The following is a 22,055-nucleotide window of genomic DNA, read 5'->3' as shown; positions in this document are numbered from 1 at the left end:
AAATTCCATGCGTACGACCTTGTCCGGTTTTTCGCCTTTCGGCGCCAATGCGTGAGCCTAGCCCACCATCGGCCCGATCCCGAAACGCCGGGGCGTTATCGCGCGGGAAGGCGGGACCGCTAGACCGCCCGCTTGGCGATGCCGATGAAAAGCAGGATGCCCAGAACCGACATGATCGCCGCCATGACCAGCACCGGGCGGCCGAGCCGGAATTCGCCCACTTTCTGAAGATCCCGCATGGTCAGCCAATAGCCGAACGAGCCCAGCACGATCGCGGTGACGCCCAGCCCCGCCAGCACCAACCCTGCCGTTTGCGCGCTTCTCGAAGAGGCAATACTGCCCGCCTCCGCCATCGACTGCAGGACCTTGTAGATCGTGAAGCCGAAGCTGAACATCGACAGCGCCGTGCGTATCCACGCCATCAGCGTCCGGTCGGCCGCCATGATCGTGCGCACTTCTCCCAGATCCTGCGGCAGCGCGGCCCTGTGGCCCGAGTCCGTCATCGCGGTTCTCCATGCGTTGGAACGGCGGGCCAGACAGGTCCCGCCACCTTGCGATACGAAGGCTAGCGATCAGGCAGCGCGCTCCCATCGGTATAAACCCTCGGTCGCGCGGGACGCGAGCACCGAGGGCCTAGCCCAAGGCAGGCGCGATCTCTATCGGAATGCCGGTGTAGCGCACCATCCCGGTCGTCCGGTCGACCTCGCTGGTACTGGTCAGGAGATTGACATTGGCCGTCTCGTGCCCGTGCGGGATCGAGGCGACGCCGGGGCGGATCGTATCGCTCACATTGGCGGTCAGCACGATCTCGCCGCGCTTGGTCGACACCCGCACCGGATCGCCATGCACGATCCCATAGGCTTCGGCATCGCGCGGATGGAGGATGATGTCGGCCGGGCTGCCGAGGAAACTGAGCGCCGCATTGAGCTTGCGCCGCTGGCGCCGGGAAATGAAGCACAGCGGGTGCGCGCGCCCGATCCGGGCCTCGTCGTCCTCCAGCAACGCATGCCATGTGTCCACGAGAACGCCGGGCGCCAGTCGCCAGCCGCCCATCCGCTCGACATGGTCGTCCACCCACTTGCCGGGGAATTCCAGCGGTTTCGTGATCGCACCCTCGCGCGCGAGTTCGTCGAAACCGGCGCGGGCATAGGGCATCAGCGATGCCAGCATCGCATCGTCCGCCCCCGCGTCGAGATCGCTGGCGGGCACATGCGGAGCGACCCGCATGCCCGCGCGCTTCATGAGCTGTGCGATCACCCACCACGCCGAGCGCCGCTCCCCCTGCGGCGCCACGACCGGCGGCGTGTAGAGTAGCGAAACGCTACCCGCGAGCGTATCCCAGAACGAGATATCCGCCCTCTCGACCTGATCCTTGGTCGGCAGGACATGCGTGGAAAGCGCTGTCGTCTCGTTGCCGATGATCTCGAACGTGACGTTGAGGTCCAGCGTTTCGAGATTGCGCCGCAGCAGATTGGTATCGGGAAACGAGCGCAGCAGACTGCCGCCGAAGTTCATCATCGCCCGGATATTCCCGGCGGCGATCTCGCCCGGCAGCGCGGCGCAGGGCCAGTCGCCGATGAGCCCGTTCACTTCCGGCATCGTCGGCGCGCCGGGCGTGAAGGGATGCTCCATCACCGGGAGTTCGAAACTGTCGTAGCAGGTGATGAAGCCGGGATGGAACCAGGCCCCGCCCTTGCGGTTCATCCGGCCCGTCAGGATCATCAGCACCCAGGCCAGCCACTGCGTGACATTGGCGGAATCCGCCATCGTCACCCCGGTACCCGTCTCCACCACGACATGGCCCTTGCGGCGGATCGCCGCGAGCAGGTCAGCCAGATCCTCCTCCGGCACGCCGGCGATGGCGGCGGCCTTCGCCCGGTCGAACCCGGCAAGCGCGGCGCGCAGTTCCTCCAGCCCCTGAACCGGCTGCGCAAGGTCCATCGGCCCGCCATCCAGAATCTCCCGCACCAGCCACGCCAGGATCGCATAGTCCTTGCCCGGATAGGGCGCGATGTGGCGGGTGGAGAACTTCGCGGTCTCGGTGAAGAGCGGATCGATGGTCCAGACCTCGCCCCGCTTCGCCGCCGCGCGGATCGGCCCTGCCGGATTGAACATGCCGGTGTTGTGGCCGTGGCTGACCATGGGATTGACGCCGACGTAGAGCAGCATCTCCACATCGTCGTTGTCGGTCTTGGGAGAAAGGCCGGGGAAGCCGCCGACCAGGGTCGCCACCAGCACTTTGGCGGTGCCGTCGATAGTCAGCGGCGAGAACTTCGGCGCCGTGCCCAGCGCCTTATGGAAGGCATCGACCATGTGATAGCCGGAAGCATCCATGCCCAGCCCGCTGCCGAAATAGACGCCCACCGCGCCGGGACCATGCGTGTCGATCACCGCGCGCAGCCGCTGGGCGATGTCGTCCAGGCATTCGTCCCAGTCCACTTCCACCAGCACGCCCTGCTTGCGCATCATCGGCCGGGTGATCGCATCGGGATGATGGTGAATGCCGCCAAGTGCACGCCCCTTGGGGCAGCTGTAACCCTTGCTGAGCGGGTGGTCCCGGTCCGCCCTGACCTTGACGATCCGGTCATCTTCCAGTTCCACCACCATGCCGCACTGGTTGGTGCAGACGCGGCAATAAGTGCGCTTGCTGCTGGTGTCCTGCACGTAACCTCTCCCGGCTTTGGCAGCATGCGAAGCCGCATCGACGAACGCGATTCCGCATAAGTGGTCAGTCGGCCACTTAGTGCATCTTGTCAACGCCCGGGATGATGGATAGGCCGTCCGCAATGGACAAACCGGTCGTTCCGAAGCGCCGCAACCTGGCCGCGACACAGGAGCGCATTGTTGCCGTCGCCGCCGCGACGTTTGCGCGGCTCGGCTATGCGCAGGCCAGCCTGCGCGACATTGCGGAACGCGCCGACGTGGCGCCATCGCTCATCAGCAAATATTTCGGCACCAAGGCCCGCCTGTTCGAGCATGCGCTGATGCATGTGGTGCGGGCCAACACCGTATTCAGCCAGGAAAAGGCCGGTTTCGGCGAGGCGATGGCCCGGCTGATCCCCGATCGCAGCAATGCCGATATCACCGTGATGCTGGTGCTCGCGCTGGCCCATCCCGAATCCCGCGAAGTGGCCATGCGCGTCTCGCGCCGGGAGATGATCGAGCCGCTGATGGAATGGCTGGGCCCGCCCCATGCGGCCGAGCGCGCAATGGACATGTTCGCGCTGCTCAGCGGCTTCGCGATCCAGATGCAGGGCCTGCACGAAGGGCCGATTCCGGAGCATTCGCTCCGCTGGCTGGCGCAGTCCCTCCAGGCGATCGTGGACGTGGGCCGCGATCGGTGACGTGCGCGCGATCCTGAATCGCGCCGCTGGAATTCCGCTCTACATCAACGACCCGCGCCGCTTCATGGTAAATCCCGATGCACAGGCGCGCCGGATAAGGATAGGATGCGAAAGACATCGGGGCCGTCAGGAAAACGCCATGCGAATGAGCCCGTCTGCCGACCATGTTCACCGTAACCGCCGCCCCTCTGGCCGCCTTGGAATGGCGGCGCTGATCCTGCTCACTCTGGCCAGTTCCTGTCACCAGAAGAATCCGGGATCCCAGTCCGAACAGGGGCGCGCGCAAGGTCAGGGCGGACAGGCCGCCCCAGACGCCGTTCCGCGCGGCGAACTGGCGCTACCCGCCGAACTGCTCCCGCTGGTCGACAAGGCCTTTACCGGCGATCTCGACGAAATGATCAAGCGCCATATCGTCCGCGTCGGCGTCACGTACAATCGCACGTTCTACTTCATCGACAATGGCCAGCAGCGTGGATTGTCCTACGAATACATCACCTTGCTGGAAGACAAGCTGAACAAGCAATTCGGCACGCCTGGCGGCTCCAAAATCCACGTCATCCCGATTCCGATGCAGCGGGACATGCTGCTCCCCGCCCTGCACGACGGGAAAGTGGACCTCGTGATCGGCCAGCTCACCACCACGCCGGAGCGCCAGAAGCTGGTGGACTTCACTGACCCGACCCGCCGGAACGTCAACGAACTCCTGATAACGGCGCCCGGCACGCCGCCGGTCCATTCGCTGGAAGACCTGTCGGGCCGGCAAGTCTTCGTGCGCAAGAGTTCAAGCTATTTCAACAGCCTGGAGGCGCTTAACGCCCGCCTCGTGGCGCAGGGAAAGAAGCCTGTCGATATCAAGGCGGCCCCGGAATCGCTCGAAGACGACGACATTCTGGAAATGGTCAACGCCGGGCTCGTGCCCGCGACCGTCGTGGACGACTATCTCGCGCATTTCTGGCATCAGGTCCTGCCCAAGCTGGAAATCCATGAGGATATCGCCTTGCGGACCGGCGGAAATCTGGCCGTCGCCGTCCGCAAGGGCAATCCGCAGCTGCGCACGGCGCTCAACGGCTTCATCGCCAAGGACGGCCTCGATTCCGTCATCGGCCGGGTGCTCAGCAAGCGCTATCTTCAGAACACCCAGTTCGTCACCGACGCCACGTCGACGGACCAGCGCCAGAAATTCCTGAACATGGTCGACCTGTTTCGGAAATACGGCAGCGAGTACAAGTTCGATTTCCTGCTGATGGCCGCGCAAGGCTATCAGGAATCGCATCTCGATAATAATGCCAAGAGCCACGTCGGCGCGATCGGCGTCATGCAGCTCATGCCGGCCACCGGCGCGCAGCAGAACGTCGGCAATATCCATGAACTGGACCCCAATATTCACGCCGGGGTGAAATACATGCGCTTCATGCGCGACCGTTACTTCCAGAACGAGCCGATGGACGATCTCAACAAGGGGCTGTTCACGTTCGCCTCCTATAACGCCGGGGCGGGCCGCATCCGCGACTTGCGCCGCATCGCGGCGGAACGGGGCCTGAATCCGAACGTCTGGTTCGGCAACGTGGAGCGCGTCGCCATGGAGAAGATCGGCGTCGAGACGCCGACCTATGTCAGCAATATCTACAAGTATTACATCGCCTACAGCCTCGTTCTGGACGAACACAATCGCCGCGAGGCCGCCAAGAAACAACTCGAGAAGACGCTGCACTGAACCGGACTGCCCCGGCGACGCCGCCACCGCCGGGGTTCGGTTCACGGGTCAGGGGATGAGCAACAACTTGCCCGTCGTGCGGCGCCCCTCCATGTCCGTGTGAGCCCGCGCCGCATCGCGCAGCGGATAGGTCGCGCCGATGTGGATCTTCAACTTGCCTTGCGCGATCCAGTCGAACAGCTGCGCCGACTTCTCGCGCAGCAGCGCCGGGGTCGCGATGTGGTCGGAGAAGACCGCATAACCCAGCTTGATGCTCCTCGGCAGGCTCATCACGTCGATGGGCCCCGGCCCGCCCAGCACCGGGCCGTACCAGCAGAACGTCCCCGAACGGCGCAGCACTGCCAGCGACCCGGCAAATGTGGCGGGGCCTGACCCGTCGAACACCACGTTCACCCCCTCCCCGCCGGTCAGCGCCAGTACCGCTTCGGCGAAATTCCCGTCCGCATCGACGACAACGTGATCGGCCCCGGCCGCGCGCGCGGCGGCGACCTTGTCCGCGCGGGAGACGCGGCCGATAACCGTACCGCCGCGCAGCTTGACGATCTGCGTCAGCAAGAGACCCAGCCCGCCCGCCGCGGCATGGACCAGCGCCACATCACCGGGCTGCACCGGATAGAAGTCCGTCGCGAAGTGGCTTGCGGTGAGGCCCTGCATCATCACGGCAGCAGCGGTACGGTCGTCTATCCCATCCGGCACGCGGACCAGCGCATCGACCGGCGCGACCACGCGCTGCGCATAGCTGCCGGGAAGGTAGACCCACGCCACACGGTCACCCACCGCGAAATCGCCGACGCCCTCGCCCAGCGCGATCACCCGGCCCGCGCCCTCGACGCCGAGCACCTTGGGATCGGGGATCTCGTTCCAGGCCATGCCCTGCCGCACGCCGATGTCCATGAAGTTGACACCTGCGGCCGCCACTTCGACCAGCACTTCGCCGGGGCCGGGCACCGGCTCCTGCCGTTCCACGAATTCCAGCCGGTCGGCGCCGCCGATGCCGTTCATCACCACTACCTGCATCTTGATTCCTTTCTTGAATGATCGTTCCATAACAAACCAAAAAAAGGGCGGCCTGATCAGCGCAACGCGCGCATGACCATGCCGCCGAGCGCATCCAGTTGCGCACCCTCCGCGCCGCCCCGCGCGGCGAGGCGGATGCCGGCAAAGCTGGCGATCAGGTAAGTCGCCGCCGCATCGGGATCGAGCGTTGCGGCCAGATCGCCCTCGGCCTGCGCGGCCTCGATCCGTTCGATCAACCCGGCGCGCAAGGCGCGGTCGGCAGCGGCATTGATCGTGTTGAGTTCGCGATGCGAGCAGCCGAATTCCGCAATCGAGCCCACACCCAGACAGGGCACCGCCGCCTCGCGCACCACGCGGGCCACCATCGCCTCGATCCCGTCGACCGCGCGCGGCCCGGTGCGCAGCGCGGCGCGGTGGGCCTGGCCCTCCGCCAGGACGTAACGCCGCAGGACCTGCTGGTAGAGCTGCCACTTGTCCCCGAACGTATCGTAAAGGCTCTGCCGCCCGATCCCCATCGCCGCGACCAGCATCTGCGCCGAAGTGCCTTCGAAGCCATGCTCCTGAAATACCGCGATGGCCGCATCGAGGGCGGCGTCGACATCGAAAGTGCGGGGTCTTGCCATGCGCCGCATATAAGGTTATTGGAACGACCATTCAATAACGAACTGACGAGAGATTCGCCGCATGTGATCCGCCCCTGACCGCAACGCCCCAACCGCCTTGCCTTCAGGGAATCCCCATGCCTGCGCCTTCCAGAATCGTATCTTCGCTTTCGCTTGCCGACGTCTCGTGGTCCACGCCCGACGGTCAGCCCGTGCTCACGCACCTTTCCATCGACTTCAGCCGCGAGCGCGCGGGGATCGTCGGCCGCAATGGCGTGGGCAAGAGCACGCTGCTGCGCCTGCTGACCGGCACGCTCGAACCCGAGCGCGGGCAGGTGATCCGTTCCGGAACCATCGGCACGATGCGGCAGATCGTCCAGGTCTCGCCCGAAGAGACTATTGCCGATCTCATGGACATCGCCCCGGCCCTTGCCGTGCTGCGGCGCGCGGAGGCAGGCACCGCCACGCTCGACGAACTGGCCGAGGCCGACTGGACGCTGGAGGCGCGCCTTGCCGAGGCGCTGGCGCAAGTGGGTCTCGACATGGCGCCCGAAACCCGGCTTGCTGCGCTTTCCGGCGGGCAGCGTACGCGCGTGGCGCTGGCGGGTGCGGTCTTTGCGCGGCCCGATTTCCTGCTGCTGGACGAACCGACCAACGACCTCGACCGCGAGGGACGCCGCGCGGTGCGCGAATTGCTGGAAGGCTGGCGCGCGGGCGCCGTGGTGGTCAGCCATGACCGGGAACTGCTGGAAGCGATGGACGCCATTGTCGAGATGACCACGCTCGGCGCCGCGCGCTACGGCGGCAACTGGAGCGCCTATCGAGAGCGCAAGGCCGTGGAACTCGCCGCCGCCGAGCAGGATCTTGCCGCCGCCGAGCGCCGCATTTCCGAGGTCAAGCGCAAGGCGCAAGTCGCCGTCGAGCGCAAGCAGCGGCGCGATGCGGCGGGCAGCCGCAAGGCCGCGCGGGGGGACATGCCGCGCATCCTTGCCGGCGCCCGGCGCGACCGGGCGGAGAAGAGCGGCGGCGACAATGCCCGCCTCGCCGACCGCATCGAACAGGCCGCCTCGCAAGGGCTAGATGAGGCGAAAAGCCGCGTCGAGCGGCTGGAGACGCTTTCCGTCTCACTGGCGCCGACCGGGCTTGCCGCTGGGCAGCGCGTGCTGGATGTGCGCGGCGCGACGTTCGGACATGAACCGGGGGTGCCGCTGCTCAAGGGCGTGAACCTTACCCTCACCGGGCCCGAGCGGGTTGCCGTCACCGGGCCGAACGGGGCGGGCAAATCCACCCTGCTCGCGCTCGTTGCCGGTCGCAGTGCGCCGTGGTCAGGCAGCGCCGGGGCTCTGGTGCCGTTCGCCTTCCTCGACCAGCGGCTCTCGCTGCTCGATCCCGCCGCCTCGATCGTCGAGAACTTCGCGCGGCTCAATCCGGGGATGGACGACAACGGCCGCCGCGCCGCGCTGGCCCGCTTCCAGTTCCGCGCCTCGGCGGCGGACCGCGTGGTCGGCACGCTCTCCGGCGGCCAAACGCTGCGCGCGGCGCTGGCCTGCGTGCTCGGCGGGGTTCAACCGCCGCCGTTGCTGATGCTGGACGAGCCGACCAACCACCTCGACCTCGATTCCATCGCGGCTGTGGAGGCGGGCCTGCGGGCTTACGACGGCGCGCTGCTGGTGGTGAGCCATGACGAGGCGTTTCTGGACGCCATCGGCGTTTCCCGGCGGTTCGGGTTGGGGTGAACTAAAGTCCTCCCCTGCAAGGGGAGGGGGACCGCCCCCGCTCATCCTGAGCTTGTCGAAGGAAGGGTGGTGGAGGGGTGTCCAGCTCTCAGCAGAGTGCCACGCCGAGAGCGTTACACCCCTCCGTCAGCGCTTCGCGCTGCCACCTCCCCTTGCAGGGGAGGAGCTTGGTTGACCGCTCAGAACTTCATCGAAAACGGATCACGCCGGTCGCCGGAAAAGTCGATGAACACGTTCTTCGTCTGGGTGAACTCCAGAATCCCCGCCTCGCCGCGCACGCGGCCGAAACCGGAATCCTTCATCCCCCCGAACGGCGCCTGCGGAGCGGCGACGCGGTAGGTATTGACCCAAACCACGCCCGACTGGATCGCCCGCGTCATCCGCATGCAGCGGCTGATGTTCTCGGACCAGACGCCGCTCGCCAGCCCATAAGGCGTGTCATTGGCGATGGAGACGGCCTCGTCCTCATCCTCGAAGGGAATGATCGACAGCACCGGGCCGAATATCTCCTCGGCCGCGACTTTCATGTCGTTGCGCACGTCCGCAAAAATGGTCGGCTCGATGAAGAAGCCCTTCTCCAGCCCCGGACCCTCGGCCCGGCCCCCGCCCGCAACAAGGCGCGCACCGTCGCCCTTGGCGGCTTCGATGAAGGAGAGGATCTTCTCGAACTGCGGCTGATTGGCGGCCGTGCCCATCTCGGTCTCGGGCAGGCGCGGGTCGCCCATGCGGATCTGCGCCGCGCGTTTGGCTAGGCCGTCCACCATGCGCTCATAGATGCCGCGCTGGACCAGCAGGCGCGATCCGGCAATGCAGGTCTGCCCGGTGGCGCCGAAAATGCCCGCCAGTGCGCCGATCAGCGCGCGGTCGAAGTCGGCATCGTCGAACACGATGTTGGGTGACTTGCCGCCCAGTTCCATCGTCACCGGCTTCAGGTTCGCGCCCGCCGCCTGCGCAATCAGGCGGCCGACGCCGGGGCTGCCGGTGAAGCTGATCTTGTCGACCCGCTTGCTCTCGCTAAGCGCGCGGCCGACTTCTCCCGCGCCGGTCACGACTTGCACGACACCGGCCGGGAAGCCCGCCTTCTCGCACATTTTCGCCACTTCCAGCGTGGTGGTGGAGGCATGTTCGCTGGGCTTCAGGATCACGCAGTTGCCCGCCGCGAGCGCCGCCGGCAACGTGTTCGTCAGGATGGCGACGGGCGAGTTCCACGCGGTGATCGCGGCCACCACGCCGAACGGCACGCGGATCGCGAAATCGAGCGTGTCCTTCTGGTCCAACGGCACGACGTCGCCGTGCATCTTGTCCGCCCAGCCCGCGTAATAGCGGAAGATACGCGCGGCATAGCCCATCTGGTTGTGCGTCTCGCGGATGACCTTGCCGTTGTCGGTGGTCTCCAGCAGCGCCATGCGGTCTGCATCGGCATCGAGCAGGTCGGCCACCTTGTTGAGCAGTTTCGCCCGCTCGCCGGGCGTGGTCTTGCTCCACACGGTATCGAAGGCGCGGCGCGCGGCGGAGATCGCATCCTCGACATCGCCGGACGTGGCGACGGCGATATGGGCATGGACCGACTGGTCGTAGGGATTGATCGCCGGAAGCGTGCCGCCGTCGGAAGCGGGGCGCCACTTGCCATCTATGAAGAGGCCGTAAGTCTCGGTCATGCTGCGCTCCCGGCCAGAACCGACGTACGCACGGTGGCGACCATGTTCTTTGCCTCGCCCTGCTGGGTCCAGACTTCGGCGCCGCTTTCCGTCGCCTGTCCGCAGACGTGGAGCGGCACGCCGTCGAACGCGGGCTGCTGCCCCCGGAAATCGAAGCCCGTGACCGGCACGTCGAGGCTGCGCGCGGCGAGCGCCACCAGCAGCGTTGCCTGTAGCGGCCCGTGGACGACAAGGCCGGGATAGGCCTCCTCCTCCATCGCGTACTTGCGGTCGTAGTGGATGCGGTGGCCGTTCATGGTGAGCGCGGAGTAACGGAACAGCAGCACGGAATCCGGGTTCACCTCCTCGCGCCAGGCCACATCCGGCGCAGGCGCGGCGACCGGCGCGGGCAACATGGCGGAGGCCGGTTCGCGGTAGACAAGATCCTGTTCCTCGCTGACGGCAATGCCCTCGCCCACGTCGAGATCGTGGCGGACCGTGACGAAGACCAGCTTGCCGGTGCTGCCGGTCTTCTCCTTGATCGCCGTGATCGTCGAGGTCTTGGTGACGGTCTGGCCCAGCAGCAGCGGCTTCACGAACGAGACACGCCCGCCCGCCCACATGCGGCGCGGCAGCGGCACCGGGGGCAGGAAACCGCCCTTGGCCGGATGCCCGTCCGCACCGAGGCCCTGCGGCGGCTTCACGTCCCAGAAATAGAGCCAGTGGTGGAGCAGCGGCAGCGGATCGCCCGCCTTACCGGCGCCCTCCCCGCCCAATGCCACGTCGAGGGCATTGCTGCGCGCGCATTCCAGCACGTCGGTCACGGAAACGCTGCGCCCGATCCAGTCTTCGAATTCGCTCAAGTTCAGTTCCTTTGATGGAGCAGCGGCAGGCCCGCGCGCGGCCAGTCGACGGCGACCAGCAGTCCGTGGCCGGATATGGTGATCCACGCCGTCTTCATGTCCGGCCCGCCGAAACAGATGTTGGTGCAAAAGGGCTCGGGCCCCTGCCAGTATTCGAGCTTCTCCCCCTCGGGAGAGAACACGGTGATCCCGCCCGTTACCAGCGTGGCGACGCAGATATTGCCGTTCGCCTCCAGCGCCATGGAATCGAAGCGCTGGTAGCCGGTCGCCTGCCCCAGCATCGTGCCGCCATTGGGCGAGGGCCACGCCTTCTTGCCAAGCTCGCGCTTCCCCTGTTCGTTGGCTGCCAGGATCGGCCATTGCCAGAGCCGCCCGGTCTCGGTCTCCGAGACATAGAAGGTTTTCTCGTCAGGCGAGAGGGCGCAGCCGTTGGGCGTCATCAGCGGGAACGCCGCCTGCCGGATCCACGAACCGTCCGCCGCCGCATGATAGAGCACACCGCAGTCCATCACCCGATTGTAGGTCTTGCCGTGGTCGGTGAACCACATGTCGCCCTGCGCATCGAAGATGATGTCGTTCGGGCCGTTGATCGGCACGCCGTCGCAATGGGTGTAGAGCGCGGTCACTTCCCCGGTTTCGAGGTCCACGCGCTGGATGCCGCCGCCGGTATAGTCCGCCGCGCGGCCGTGCGGGCGGTTGTAGCCCTTCACGCCCTGATTATCCTCGGTAATCCAGTGGAAGCCGCCGTTATTGGCGACGTAGCAGGCCCCGTCCGGCCCGATCGCGGCGCCGTTGGGCCCGCCGCCGAGGTGCGCGATGACCTCCTTGCTCCCGTCCGGCTGCACGCGGATCAGGCGCGTCCCCTTGATTTCCACCACCAGCACCGAGCCGTCGGCCATGGCGATGGGGCCTTCGGGAAAGATCAGCCCATCGGTGACGACGCGGTATTCCAGCTTGCGCAATTCCATCGCTCAAGCCCCCTTGCCAGCATCGGGGCGAGCGCGCGGATCGACCACTTCGATGATCCCGGGGAAGTAGCTCTGGCCGATCCCGGCATCGATGGCGGCCTGATAATACTCGGCGGCAAGACGCGGCAGGCGCGGTTCGACGCCCATCTGCTCGGCCAGCTCGATCGTGTAGCCCAGGTCCTTGACCGCATAGGGCATCGGGAACGCCTTTTCCGGGAACTGGCGCGGGACCATGGCTTTCAGCCCGTGGTTGCGCAGCGCAAAGCTGTCCCCCGACCCCAGCGAAACCGCCTCCACCAGCTTGGCGGGGGCGACGCCCGCACGCTCCGCCACGACGAACATTTCCGCTAGCGCGGCCACTTGCTCGAACAGCAGGGTGTTGTTGATGAGCTTCACCACTTGCCCGCAGCCCACATCGCCGCAGAGCGTCACGTCCGATCCCATGTAGCGCAGCAGCGGCTCGATCCGCGCGAACAGCGCCTCATCCGCGCCGACCATGATCGAGAGCGTGCCGTCGATAGCCGCCTGCCGCGTGCGCGCCACCGGCGCATCGGCGAAAGCGATGCCCTTGGCCGCCAGCAAGCCCGCCACCGCGCGCGCCTCGGCCACGCTGGTAGTGGAAAGATCGACGACGATGGTGCCGGGCGCGGCATGGGCAGCGATCTCCTCGCACACCGCATGGACCTGCTTGCCTCCGGGCAGCGAGAGGAAGATGACGCGCGCCGCCCGCGCTACATCGGCAACAGATCCAGCCGCCGCCGCCCCGTTCGCGACTTGCGCGGCCAAAGCCTCGGCATTCATGTCGAAAGCGTGGAGCGGCCCGGCATGCTTGCGCACCGCATTCGCGCACATGCCGCTGCCCATCACGCCCAGCCCGATGAAACCCAGTGCGGGTATCGTTTCAGTCATCTTCCCAAGGTCCTTGCTTCTTGCGTTTCAGGTACCTGCGATCAGGTCTTCAATAGATCACTTCAGCCTCTTCCAATGCATTGCGCTCCGCCCGACCCATGCCGAGCAGTTCGCCGTAGACATAATCCTCGTGCTCGCCGAGCGCGGGGGTACCCCGGACTATGCCGATATCTTCGCCCTTGGACAGCCGCATCGGCACGCCCACCGCTGCACGGCGCTTGCCGTCCGGTTCGGTGACTTCGACCACCGCCCCGCGCGCGCGAAGGTGGGGGTCTGCGGCAATCTCGGGCGTGGTCCACGAGGCGTGGGCAGCAACACCCGCCGCCTGCAGCCACCGCGCCGCATCCTCGGCCGGGAGCGTCGCGGTCCAGGCCGAAACCAGTCCATCCAGTTCGCGCCGATGGGCATGACGATCCGCCTCGCTGGCAAAGCGCGCGTCCGGCGCGATCCCGGTCACAGCGCAAAGCGCCTGCCACTGCGCGTCATCTTCCACGGCAATCGAGATCCAGCGATCCTCGCCCAATGCGGGATAGACGCCGTGCGGCGCCATGCGCGGATGGTCGTTGCCGGCACGCCGGGGCTCTCCTCCCGCAGCGGCCAGCAACAGCGCCTCGCCCACCAGAGAGGCGGCAACTTCGCGCGCGGCCACATCGACATGCCCGCCCTCGCCCGTCACCCGGCGGCGATGGAGCGCAGCCATAACGGCAACGGCGGCGTTCATGCCGACGGTGTGGTCCATCACGTGGCGCATCTCGACCGGCGGCCCGTCCTCGTAGCCGGTCAGCTCGCCTAGCCCGCCCCATGCACCGAACAGCGGCGCATAACCGGCAAAGTGGCTGTCCGGCCCGGTCTGGCCGGAGGAGGACACCGACAGCATCACCAGATCGCGGCGCACCGCCTGCAAGGCCGCGAAACTCAGCCCCAGCCGGTCCATCACGCCGGGCCGGAAGCTTTCCGCCGCCACGTCCGAGACGGCGACGAGCCGCTTGGCCAAAGCCGCGCCCTCGGCCTTCTTCAGATTGATGCGCACCGAAAGCTTGTTGGAGGCGACCTGATCGAACGTCGCCGGGCCCATGCGGCCGTAGACCGGGTGCGGTTTGCGGAAGGCGTCGAGCCGCATCGCGCTCTCCACTTTCACCACTTCGGCGCCAAGCTGCGAGAGCAGTTGCGTACAGAACGGCCCCGCGTTGTGCACCGTGAAATCGGCGATGCGGATACCCTTCAGGGGAAGCGTCATGACAGCACCTCGGCCGGGATGTGGTTCATTTCGCCCAGTTCCGGCGGACCGCCACGCAGCGAAAGCGGCGTGCCATCGACATGGACGGGAGAGACCAGCATGTTCACCAGCCCGGTTCCCGAAACGGGCACCGGCTGGAACAGGCGGCGATGATGTTCCTGACTGCCCCGCAGGATTTCGGCGGGCGTCTTGTAGCGGGCGATGGGGACCGAGAGCTTCTGCCCCTCGGCCACGATATCGTCGACCTTGCGCACGATGGCCCATTCGCGGATGTGGCGGTTGATCTCGGGCCCCCGGCGGCTGCGTTCAAGGCTATCCGCCAGCGCCGGATCGAGCGCCCATTGCGGGCTGCCGAGCAGCTTGACCAGCCCATCCCACTGGCGCTGCTCCAGCGTCAGCAATTCCACGAAACCGTCCGCGCAGGGGACCACGCCGCCGTAACGGAACGAGCGTTCGACGCGGTGCTCGATGGACCCGTCTCCCAGCCGCTGGATCGCGAAAGCGCCCACGGCCAGGGCGGCGTCCTGACTGGCGATGTCCACGAACTGGCCGCCCACGTCGTCCCGCACCCAGAGCGCGGACAGCGCGCCAAGGGCAGCGGCGATGCCGCCCTGCATCTCGGCAAAATGCCCGGCGATCTTCACCGGCGCGCGGTCCGGGAAAAGCTCCACCGAGAGGCCGTTGGGCAGCAGGTTCCCCTCACCCGAGGCGTGCTGGAGATTGATCTCGCTCGCCTTCCAGTGCGCCTTGGGACCATGGGAACCGAACGGCAGGACCGAAACGTGGACGAGTTGGGGATGGCGCGCAGTGACGGTCGGTTCATCCAGCCCACCAGCCTGCCGCAGCGCCAACGGGGTATCGTCTATGAAGATGTCGCAGGCGCTCAGCAGACCGCCCAGCGCGGCCCGCCCTTCCTCCGCCGTGAGATCGCAGACAATGCTGCGGGCCCCGGCGGCGAGATAGGCGAACAGGGCCGAAGTGGGCTTCGCTCCCTCCCCTGACGGGACGAATGGAGGTTCATCGCGCAGGACCGAACCGCAAGGCGGTTCGACGAAGATCACTTCGGCCCCCTGCACGCCCAAAAGGCGCGCCGCATAGGCCGCCGCCACGCCCGAAGCGTGGACGACGACCCTGAGCCCATCGAGAGGCGCGCTCACTTTGTCCTCCCCGTCCCGGGGAGGTGGCAGCCCGCAGGGCTGACGGAGGGGAGTCGCGTCCTCAAGCAAGATCGCGTCAGGACGCAAGTCCCCCCCACCACCCGCTGCGCGGGCGGTCCCCCTCCCCGTTTCGGGGAAGACATCAGCGTACCACCGGCAGTTCGAGGTCGAGGCCCGAGCCGTCCACGAACACCTTGATCTGCGGATCGAGCGAGGGCAGCACCACCGTCGCCAGACCCGGCGTGGTCAGTTCGCCGCGCTGGTTCTCGCCCTTGATCTCGATATCGACGAGGGCGTGGCCGTCCTTGATGTACTTGCGCGTCACGGTGCCGCGCGCCCAGGTGCAATCGCCCATGGTGTTGAAGCGGCTCATGCGGGTCTTGATGCGCTTCAGGAAGCCGGCATCGCCCATCCAGTTGGTGATGAGGCTGGCCATCCATGCCGAACGCTGCGGGCCGTAATCGTAGACGCCGGGAACGCCCACTTCCTTGGCCGTGGATTCGCGGTGGTGGCCGATGCCGGTATACTCGATGCCGCCGCCCGCTTCGGGGTTGCGGAAGAAGTGGCCCGGGTGCTTCACCGCGTTCTTGAAGATCACTCCGTGGGTATGGCCGCGACCGCAGCCGACCAGGAAGCCCATGGTGTCCATCAGGCTGAGCGGACCGCGCACGATTTCGGGAAGCTGTTCGCCTTCCTGCACTTCTTCCCAATAGCGCACGTTGCCGCCGCGAATGTTCTTCTCTTCGTCAAGAATAGCCTGATCGATGTGCTCGAATTCTTCGGGCGTATATTCGTGGGTCTTGATGTCGGCATACTTGCCGGCCTCGCGCGCGGCCTTGCGCTCGTGGCGAGTGCAGGTGCCGAGCGCGCGGGCGACGAGTTCGCCGCGCTGGTTGTAATAGCTCGCCTCGACATACTGAAGGACGAGGGTGCCGGAGAACTGGCTTTCCTTCACCTCGACGCCAACGACGCGCTCGATGGCGGTCAGGCGGTCACCCGGGCGGATGTGGCGGAACATTTCCCAGTCGTTCCCCGCGTAGAAACCGTGGACGCCGGGCAGGCCCCAGCGCGTGCGGCCAACCCAGCCGAACGCCATCGGGAAGTTCGGATGCGCCAGCATCGAGCCATGACGCGTCAGGCGGCCGACTTCGAGATCGCGATAGAGCGGATTGAGATCGCCGATGCCGTTGCAGAAGTTGCGGATCGTGTCCTCGGTCGCGTCCTGAAGATAGGGGCCTTCGGGGCGAAGCTGCATGCCGATCATGTTCTCGGCCGCCTTGATCGCCTCGGGCGTGATCTTCCCTTCGGCGGGCGCGGCGCCGACTTCCTTCTCGCTGGTAACGGTAGCCATGATTTCGAGATCCCTTTTCCCATCGGGCAAGGGGCCTCCCCTCACCGCATCTGCATCAATGATGGATAATGCATTATTTTCGGGTGGGGTCGAGGTCCAGCGGCGGCGAAGGACGGATCGCGATTGATCGCGGAGGCGGTAACTGCCCGCTTACGGCAGGCGCGCGTCAAGGCTGCGCAAAGGGCGCGCAGGTATCTCCCATGTCACGTTAGGTGTCGTTCAGGTCACGCCCCGAAAACGGGCGTTTTCAGGTCATTCCGACCAGTCGAACGCGCCGCTTTCGACGATCCGCGCAAAGCGGCCAAGGCAGGCGAGAGCATGCATATGCTCGTCCGCGGAGACGCCGGCGCAGCAATCCTCAAGGATGACCACTTCGTAGTCGCGGTCATGCGCCTCGCGCGCACCGGAATGCACAACGCCATTGGTGGAGACGCCACACATCACGATCCGCTCGACACGGTGCGCGCGCAGAATCGCTTCGAGCGCGGTGGCGTAGAACGGGCTGACGCGGTGCTTGACGATGTCGAAATCGCCCGACTGCGGCGCGATTGCGGGGTGAACCTCGGTGCCCGGCGTGCCGAGCTGAAAAATCCCGTTCTTGCGCGCACCGGAGAAGATAGGCGAGCTTTCGGGCGCCTCACGGTAATCGGGCGAAAACCCGACGCGCACATAACCGACCAGAGCCCCTGCCGCGCGGGCCGCAGCGATGGCGGCGCGGGTATGCTCCAGCACACCGCGCCTGCGCACTTCGGCGGCATAGGTCTGCATGCTGAAGCCGTCTTCGGCGACAAGGTCGTTCATCATGTCCATAACCAGGAACAGAGTCGTCTTCATCGCGAGGCCAGCCTTCCCTTTAAGCACCTGTTTTCATGACGCTATTTTGCCGCAGCCAAACATGGCGACAACAAATGGCGTGAAAGTCAGGTAGATCGCCGCCCCAAGCCGGGTCAATCGCGGATATGCCATCCAGCGCTCAGGCGCGCAGGATTACCGCCGCCGGATCGTGGAAGAAGCTGCCGATGCCGATCAGCGCCGATTGCGCGCCGGGGACCTGCCGATTGCCCAGATTTCCGCGCAGTTGCCGCGCGGCCTCGGCATAGAGATTGGCCCCTCCCGCGCGGCCGTGTGCAAGCCCGCCGCCATCGGTCAGAACGGGCACGCGGCCGTCGAGCATCAGGATATTGCGGGAACTGTCCCACGATGTGCGGAAATAGTCGGTCGCCTCGCCGATGCCGCAGTAACCGGCCGCTTCGGTGATGGCGATGGCGTCCATCGTGTAGCCGTCATAGGGATAGAACAGGTCGATATCCGGCAGCCGCAGTTCGCTGCGGTCCCACAGGCCGGACATCGAAACCTGGAACGAATTGTCCCGCCAGCCCGCGAAATTCTCGTAATATTCGCCGATGCGCGTGCCGCCCAGGGCCATGGCATGCACGAAAACCGGCTTCACATTAAGGTCGCGCGCACGCTCGGCCGTGGTGATGACAAGCGCCTCGGCGCAGTCGCACGGCACGTCCATGTCGGCCACCTGCATCGGGTCCCAGACCATGCGCGAGGCGTGATAATCCTCCAGCGAGAGCGGCGACTGAAACACCGCCTCGGGATTGAGCGCACCATAGCTGCGGGTGTTCACCGCGAGCATGGCGAAAGCGTCCTTGTTGACGCCGAAATCGTGGCAATAGCGCCGCATGATCGCGGCATAGGGTTCGCCCGAGTGGATCCAGCGCTTGGCGAAATCCCCCAGCCCCACATCGCCGCCGATGCCCGCAAACTGCGCCGCGCGGGCGCGGAACGGGTCGCGGGCCGCCGCGCGGGACATGCCGGGCGAACGCACATTGGCCTGCACCAAAAGGGCCATGTCGCACAGGCCCGAGAACACCGCCTCCACTGTGTAGACCAGTGCCGAGCCGAGCCAGCCGTTCTTGCCCCATGTGCAGCGCTCAATTCCCAACGCGCCCTGAAGGCTCAGGAATCCGGCATTTCCCATCGCCAGCGAGGTCATGCCGGAACCGCAGATGCCGTCGATCTCCTGGCGGTCTATGCCCGCGTCGGCGATGGCATTGACCGCCGCTTCAAGCCCCAGCGAAAGCTCCGAACGCTGTAAGTCGCGCCCGTAAGGGCTGGAGCCGATGCCGACTATCGCGACCCGATCGCGAAGAGGATTGCGTGCCATGGTATCCCCTCAACCAGCCGGTTCGAACGCGGGCCAGTTTCGGCCGGCTTCCTCGATCCATGTCAGGCGCAGCGGCATGTCGTGGCGCAGCGCTTCCGGCGGGCATCCCACCACACGCGACAGATAGCGGAGCCCCGGCTGCTCGGCCAGTTCCACCGCCGCCGTCAGGATCGGCTCGTAGAGCGGTGTGTCGGGATCACGCGACTGGTAGATCAGCGTCCACATATAGAGGCTGCCCCGGCCGCTGACTTCGGTCGGCACCACGTTCCACGAAAGACAAGCCGGGCATAGGGGGCGGTGCGGATAGATCCAGTGGCCACAGTCCGAGCACCGGTTGATGAGCAGCCGTCCGCCCATCAGCCCCCGGTAATGGGCGATATTGTCCCGATCGATGTGGACATCGGGATAATGGGCAAAGACCTCGGCATCGTCCGGTTCGCTCATTCTGCGTCCTCCCGGCGGAATAGCGGCACACTGGCACTGGCGGCCGGCTGCCAGACCACCTCGACGCGGTCTCCGATCGCCACGTGCGCCGGATCGGCATCGACCAGCACCGACACCAGACGAACGCCCGGCGCCGCGTCGAATTCCACCAGCGCGGGAATGCGCCATGCCGGCGGCGCGTCGGGCTCGGCGCCGCGAACCGGCAGGATCGTGAACGAATAGAGCCTTGCCTGCCCAGCCGCGACCCACTCGACCGGCTGGGTGTGACACTCGGGACAGAACGGCCCCGCCGGCCAGCGGAACGTGCCGCAGGCAAGACATCGCGGCATATGCGTCTCGCCGCGCGCACCAGCCTGCCAGAACGGCTCGCTCCATGTGTCCATGGGCACTTCGAAAGTGGAGAAATCCGGGGTGATGCTGCGGGTCATAGGGCGTTCGTCAGGATGGCGGCGGTCATCGGAGTGGGCGCGGGACCGCCGGTTACCAGCGCCGTTCGGGCCCCGGAGACCTGATTGACGGCAACCCCGCGCAATTGCTCCACTGCCTCGCGAATGTGAGTCATCCCCACGACATAGGCCTCGGACAAATGCCCGCCATGCGGATTGACCGGGATCCTGCCGCCAAGCCGGATGGCCCCGCTCTCCACGAACGGGCCGCCTTCGCCGCGCGCGCAAAAACCGAAGTCTTCCAGTTGCATGACGACCAGGGGCGAGAAGTGATCGTAAAGGCACGCGACATCGATATCGTCCGCGCCCATGCCGGTACGTTCGTAAAGCCGCCGCGAGACATCCATGCCGCCCGCCGAGACGAACGCCTCGGCGGTCTGGCCAAGCCAGAAGAACGCGCGGCCCCAGTCACGGCTGCCGTGCTGCGCGGCGCCGGCAATGTAGACGGGCTTGTGCGGCAGGTCCCGCGCGCGTTCGGCGCTTGTCACCACGAAGGCCAGCGCGCCGTCGGTTTCGAGGCAGAAATCGAACTTGCACATCGGATCGGCCAGCATCGGCGCGGCCATGTATTCATCGAGCGTGACCGGTTTGCGGCGAAACGCGGTCTCGCGCGTGGCGGCGGCGGCGCGCGATGCCATGACCACTTCGGCAAAGGCCTCGCGCCGGGTGCCGAATTCGTGGCAATGACGCCGTGCCTGTAGCGCCAGCGCCTGACCCGGCCCCTGAAGCCCGGCAAGCCGATGGAACACATTGTCCGGGCTGGCCGCGAAGTTGCCCAGTGCCTGCCCGACGCGGCGCCCGATCTGCTGGGTCGCGCCGATGCACACCACCGTCCGGGCGCGACCGGTCTCGACCGCCATCTCGGCCAGATCGAGCATGCCCGCCATACCGCCGCCGAACGCCGAGACGCAGTGCGCGAACGTGACGTTCCTGAGCCCGAGCTGCTCGATAATCATGCCGGTGTCGAAGCCGAAGGCGAAGAAGGCTAGGCCGTCCACGTCCTCGATCCCGAGCCCGGCATCGGCCAGCGCGGCAAGGACGGCCTTGTCGATCAGTTCGATCAGGGTCTGCGGCGCGCTTTCTCCGCGAAAGTAATAGGGCGTCGCGCCGCTGCCGACGATTGCCGCCGTGGGGCCCGCTGTGGGTTTGCGCGCCATCACCCGGCCTCCGCGGCGAGTTTGGCGGGCAATCCGTCCGGCAAGTCGCCCTCATCGCCAATGCGCAAGGCCGGGCCCTTGTTCGGCAGCAGGAGGAACAGCAGGCTGCCCGCGAAGACCGCCACCGCCATCAGCCCCAGGAACGGCGCGAAGGTATTGCTCAGCCGCAGCGAAATGCTGAGCGCCAGCGCGCCCAGCGCCGAGGCGGCGAAAACGCCGACATAGACGCAGCTGAGCGTCGAGCTGAAGATGCGCAGGCCGAAATGGCGCGCCACCAGAAACGACTGCAGATCTCCCTCTGCGCCGACGGCGATGCCGATCATGGCCATGGACATCCCGATCACCACGGTCTGGTCAAGCGGGCTGGCCAGCAGCGCGTAACCGATCGACGGCACGATCATCGAGACGGCCGCCACGTAAGGCGCCGGAAACCGGTCCAGCGCCAGCCCGCAGGCGATCCGTCCGACCACGGTGCCCAGCCCGTAGACCGAGATCATCGCCGCGACCGACCCACTGCCAAGGTGATTGTCATGCAACATCATCCCCATCTGCGAGGAATGAAGCGGGGTCTGCAATGTGCAGAGGAACATGGCCGCGAAGATCACCCAGAACGTGCTGCTCGACAGGATCAGCCGATAATCGCCACGCGGCGCCGGCGTCTGGACATGGACGGAAGTCGGGGTCATTCCCGCCCCCTGCTCCGCCGGGATCAGCGCGATGGCGAGAAGGCTGCACGCGAATACGCCGGCCGCCAGCAGACGATACCCCACGCGCCAGCCCCATGCGTCGATCGCCGTCGTCAGCAGGGGCGCGGCGGCGGCGCCCAGGATAGCCGGGGCAATCGTCACGATCGTCAGGGCAAGCCCCCGCGCCCGCGTGAAATTGGCCGCGATCAGCCGCGTATAGACCACCGGACTGGTGAAGCTGCCCAGCATCAGGATCGAGCAGGAAATCGCGAAATAGACCAGAAACACGCCGTTCATCAGGCTATAGGCGACAAGGCAGGCCGGAATGCCGAACGCGCCCACCAATGCCACGCGCCGAACGCCGAAACGGTCCGCGAAGCGCCCCACGAACGGCAGGGCGATCAGCGTGGTCAGCATCGACAGGCCAATCAGCGCGAATTGCGCGCGCGACCAGGCGAATTCCTTGACGAGATAGGGCCCGAAAATCGTGGTCGTATAGCTCATCAGCATCAACCCGGCCCCGGTGCCGAGGCTTGCCGCGAACAGGGTGCGGGCATTGCTCCTGAGTTCACCGAGGTAGGTCATCGCGTGCATCCTTCGGCCGATATCCCCTG

20 protein-coding genes are annotated in these 22,055 nt (G+C 66.3%); 3 read left to right on the top strand and 17 right to left on the bottom strand.

Annotation, left to right across the window (positions count from 1 at the left end; all coding sequences use genetic code 11):
• Positions 1-119: 119 nt before the first annotated feature.
• Both EDF56_RS06530 and EDF56_RS06525 read right to left on the bottom strand, forming a co-directional pair.
• Positions 120-503: a DUF202 domain-containing protein gene (locus EDF56_RS06530; protein ID WP_132385950.1), complete on the bottom strand. Its 384-nt coding sequence runs from the start codon at positions 501-503 to the stop codon at positions 120-122.
• Between the two features lie 130 nt (positions 504-633).
• Positions 634-2,664 (bottom strand): molybdopterin-dependent oxidoreductase, encoded by a 2,031-nt coding sequence (locus EDF56_RS06525; protein WP_165912087.1) that lies wholly within the window; start codon positions 2,662-2,664, stop codon positions 634-636.
• Positions 2,665-2,786: 122 nt separating this feature from the next.
• Between EDF56_RS06525 and EDF56_RS06520 the strand changes: the two genes are divergently transcribed.
• Both EDF56_RS06520 and EDF56_RS06515 read left to right on the top strand, forming a co-directional pair.
• Entirely contained in the window at positions 2,787-3,344 is a 558-nt protein-coding gene (locus EDF56_RS06520; RefSeq protein WP_165912108.1) for a TetR family transcriptional regulator, read from the top strand.
• A gap of 139 nt (positions 3,345-3,483) precedes the next feature.
• The gene (locus EDF56_RS06515; protein WP_165912107.1) at positions 3,484-5,058 is read left to right on the top strand and encodes a transporter substrate-binding domain-containing protein; all 1,575 of its coding nucleotides are present in this window, start codon (positions 3,484-3,486) and stop codon (positions 5,056-5,058) included.
• A 48-nt stretch (positions 5,059-5,106) separates the two neighbouring features.
• Here EDF56_RS06515 and EDF56_RS06510 read toward each other — a convergent pair whose 3' ends face one another.
• The gene (locus tag EDF56_RS06510; protein WP_132385946.1) at positions 5,107-6,075 is read right to left on the bottom strand and encodes a quinone oxidoreductase; all 969 of its coding nucleotides are present in this window, start codon (positions 6,073-6,075) and stop codon (positions 5,107-5,109) included.
• A 56-nt stretch (positions 6,076-6,131) separates the two neighbouring features.
• A complete protein-coding gene (locus tag EDF56_RS06505; RefSeq protein WP_132385945.1) occupies positions 6,132-6,698 on the bottom strand; it encodes a TetR/AcrR family transcriptional regulator in 567 nt (188 codons plus the stop codon).
• A gap of 116 nt (positions 6,699-6,814) precedes the next feature.
• Here EDF56_RS06505 and EDF56_RS06500 point away from each other — a divergent pair, with 116 nt between their 5' ends.
• Positions 6,815-8,413 carry an ABC-F family ATP-binding cassette domain-containing protein gene (locus EDF56_RS06500; protein ID WP_243652429.1) on the top strand — a complete coding sequence of 533 codons (1,599 nt, stop codon included), beginning with the start codon at positions 6,815-6,817 and terminating at the stop codon, positions 8,411-8,413.
• A gap of 179 nt (positions 8,414-8,592) precedes the next feature.
• Here the strand turns inward: EDF56_RS06500 and EDF56_RS06495 are convergent, their stop codons facing one another.
• The 13 genes from EDF56_RS06495 to EDF56_RS06435 all read right to left on the bottom strand — a co-directional run bounded on the left by EDF56_RS06495 (position 8,593) and on the right by EDF56_RS06435 (position 22,026).
• Positions 8,593-10,071 (bottom strand): aldehyde dehydrogenase, encoded by a 1,479-nt coding sequence (locus EDF56_RS06495; RefSeq protein WP_132385944.1) that lies wholly within the window; start codon positions 10,069-10,071, stop codon positions 8,593-8,595.
• Positions 10,068-10,913, bottom strand: coding sequence for a MaoC family dehydratase N-terminal domain-containing protein (locus EDF56_RS06490; protein WP_207904641.1), 846 nt, complete (start codon positions 10,911-10,913; stop codon positions 10,068-10,070). The genes EDF56_RS06495 and EDF56_RS06490 overlap by 4 nt, the downstream gene beginning before the upstream one ends.
• Positions 10,914-10,915: 2 nt before the next feature.
• Positions 10,916-11,881, bottom strand: a complete 966-nt coding sequence (locus EDF56_RS06485) for an SMP-30/gluconolactonase/LRE family protein (RefSeq protein ID WP_132385943.1) — start codon at positions 11,879-11,881, stop codon at positions 10,916-10,918.
• Positions 11,882-11,884: 3 nt separating this feature from the next.
• The gene (locus EDF56_RS06480; protein ID WP_132385942.1) at positions 11,885-12,790 is read right to left on the bottom strand and encodes an NAD(P)-dependent oxidoreductase; all 906 of its coding nucleotides are present in this window, start codon (positions 12,788-12,790) and stop codon (positions 11,885-11,887) included.
• A gap of 49 nt (positions 12,791-12,839) precedes the next feature.
• On the bottom strand, positions 12,840-14,027 hold the full coding sequence (locus tag EDF56_RS06475) for a CoA transferase (protein ID WP_132385941.1): 1,188 nt from the start codon (positions 14,025-14,027) through the stop codon (positions 12,840-12,842).
• Positions 14,024-15,184 (bottom strand): CoA transferase, encoded by a 1,161-nt coding sequence (locus EDF56_RS06470; protein ID WP_132385940.1) that lies wholly within the window; start codon positions 15,182-15,184, stop codon positions 14,024-14,026. The genes EDF56_RS06475 and EDF56_RS06470 overlap by 4 nt, the downstream gene beginning before the upstream one ends.
• Positions 15,185-15,326: 142 nt before the next feature.
• Positions 15,327-16,535, bottom strand: coding sequence for a MaoC family dehydratase N-terminal domain-containing protein (locus tag EDF56_RS06465; protein ID WP_132385939.1), 1,209 nt, complete (start codon positions 16,533-16,535; stop codon positions 15,327-15,329).
• Between the two features lie 252 nt (positions 16,536-16,787).
• On the bottom strand, positions 16,788-17,369 hold the full coding sequence (locus EDF56_RS06460; protein WP_132385938.1) for an isochorismatase family cysteine hydrolase: 582 nt from the start codon (positions 17,367-17,369) through the stop codon (positions 16,788-16,790).
• 139 nt (positions 17,370-17,508) lie between these two features.
• Entirely contained in the window at positions 17,509-18,708 is a 1,200-nt protein-coding gene (locus EDF56_RS06455) for a thiolase family protein (protein ID WP_132385937.1), read from the bottom strand.
• A gap of 9 nt (positions 18,709-18,717) precedes the next feature.
• Positions 18,718-19,152 carry an OB-fold domain-containing protein gene (locus tag EDF56_RS06450; RefSeq protein WP_132385936.1) on the bottom strand — a complete coding sequence of 145 codons (435 nt, stop codon included), beginning with the start codon at positions 19,150-19,152 and terminating at the stop codon, positions 18,718-18,720.
• Positions 19,149-19,580 carry an OB-fold domain-containing protein gene (locus tag EDF56_RS06445; protein WP_132385935.1) on the bottom strand — a complete coding sequence of 144 codons (432 nt, stop codon included), beginning with the start codon at positions 19,578-19,580 and terminating at the stop codon, positions 19,149-19,151. The genes EDF56_RS06450 and EDF56_RS06445 overlap by 4 nt, the downstream gene beginning before the upstream one ends.
• Positions 19,577-20,755, bottom strand: a complete 1,179-nt coding sequence (locus EDF56_RS06440; protein WP_132385934.1) for a thiolase — start codon at positions 20,753-20,755, stop codon at positions 19,577-19,579. Before EDF56_RS06440 ends, EDF56_RS06445 begins: the two co-directional genes overlap by 4 nt.
• Positions 20,755-22,026 (bottom strand): MFS transporter, encoded by a 1,272-nt coding sequence (locus tag EDF56_RS06435; protein WP_165912106.1) that lies wholly within the window; start codon positions 22,024-22,026, stop codon positions 20,755-20,757. Before EDF56_RS06435 ends, EDF56_RS06440 begins: the two co-directional genes overlap by 1 nt.
• Positions 22,027-22,055 lie beyond the last annotated feature (29 nt).

Origin of the sequence: Novosphingobium sp. PhB165, assembly GCF_004341845.1 — a bacterium.
In the GTDB taxonomy this organism is placed as follows: Bacteria; Pseudomonadota; Alphaproteobacteria; order Sphingomonadales; family Sphingomonadaceae; genus Novosphingobium.
Note: the sequence above shows the minus strand (reverse complement) of the source record. Positions and strands in the feature narration are given on the sequence as shown.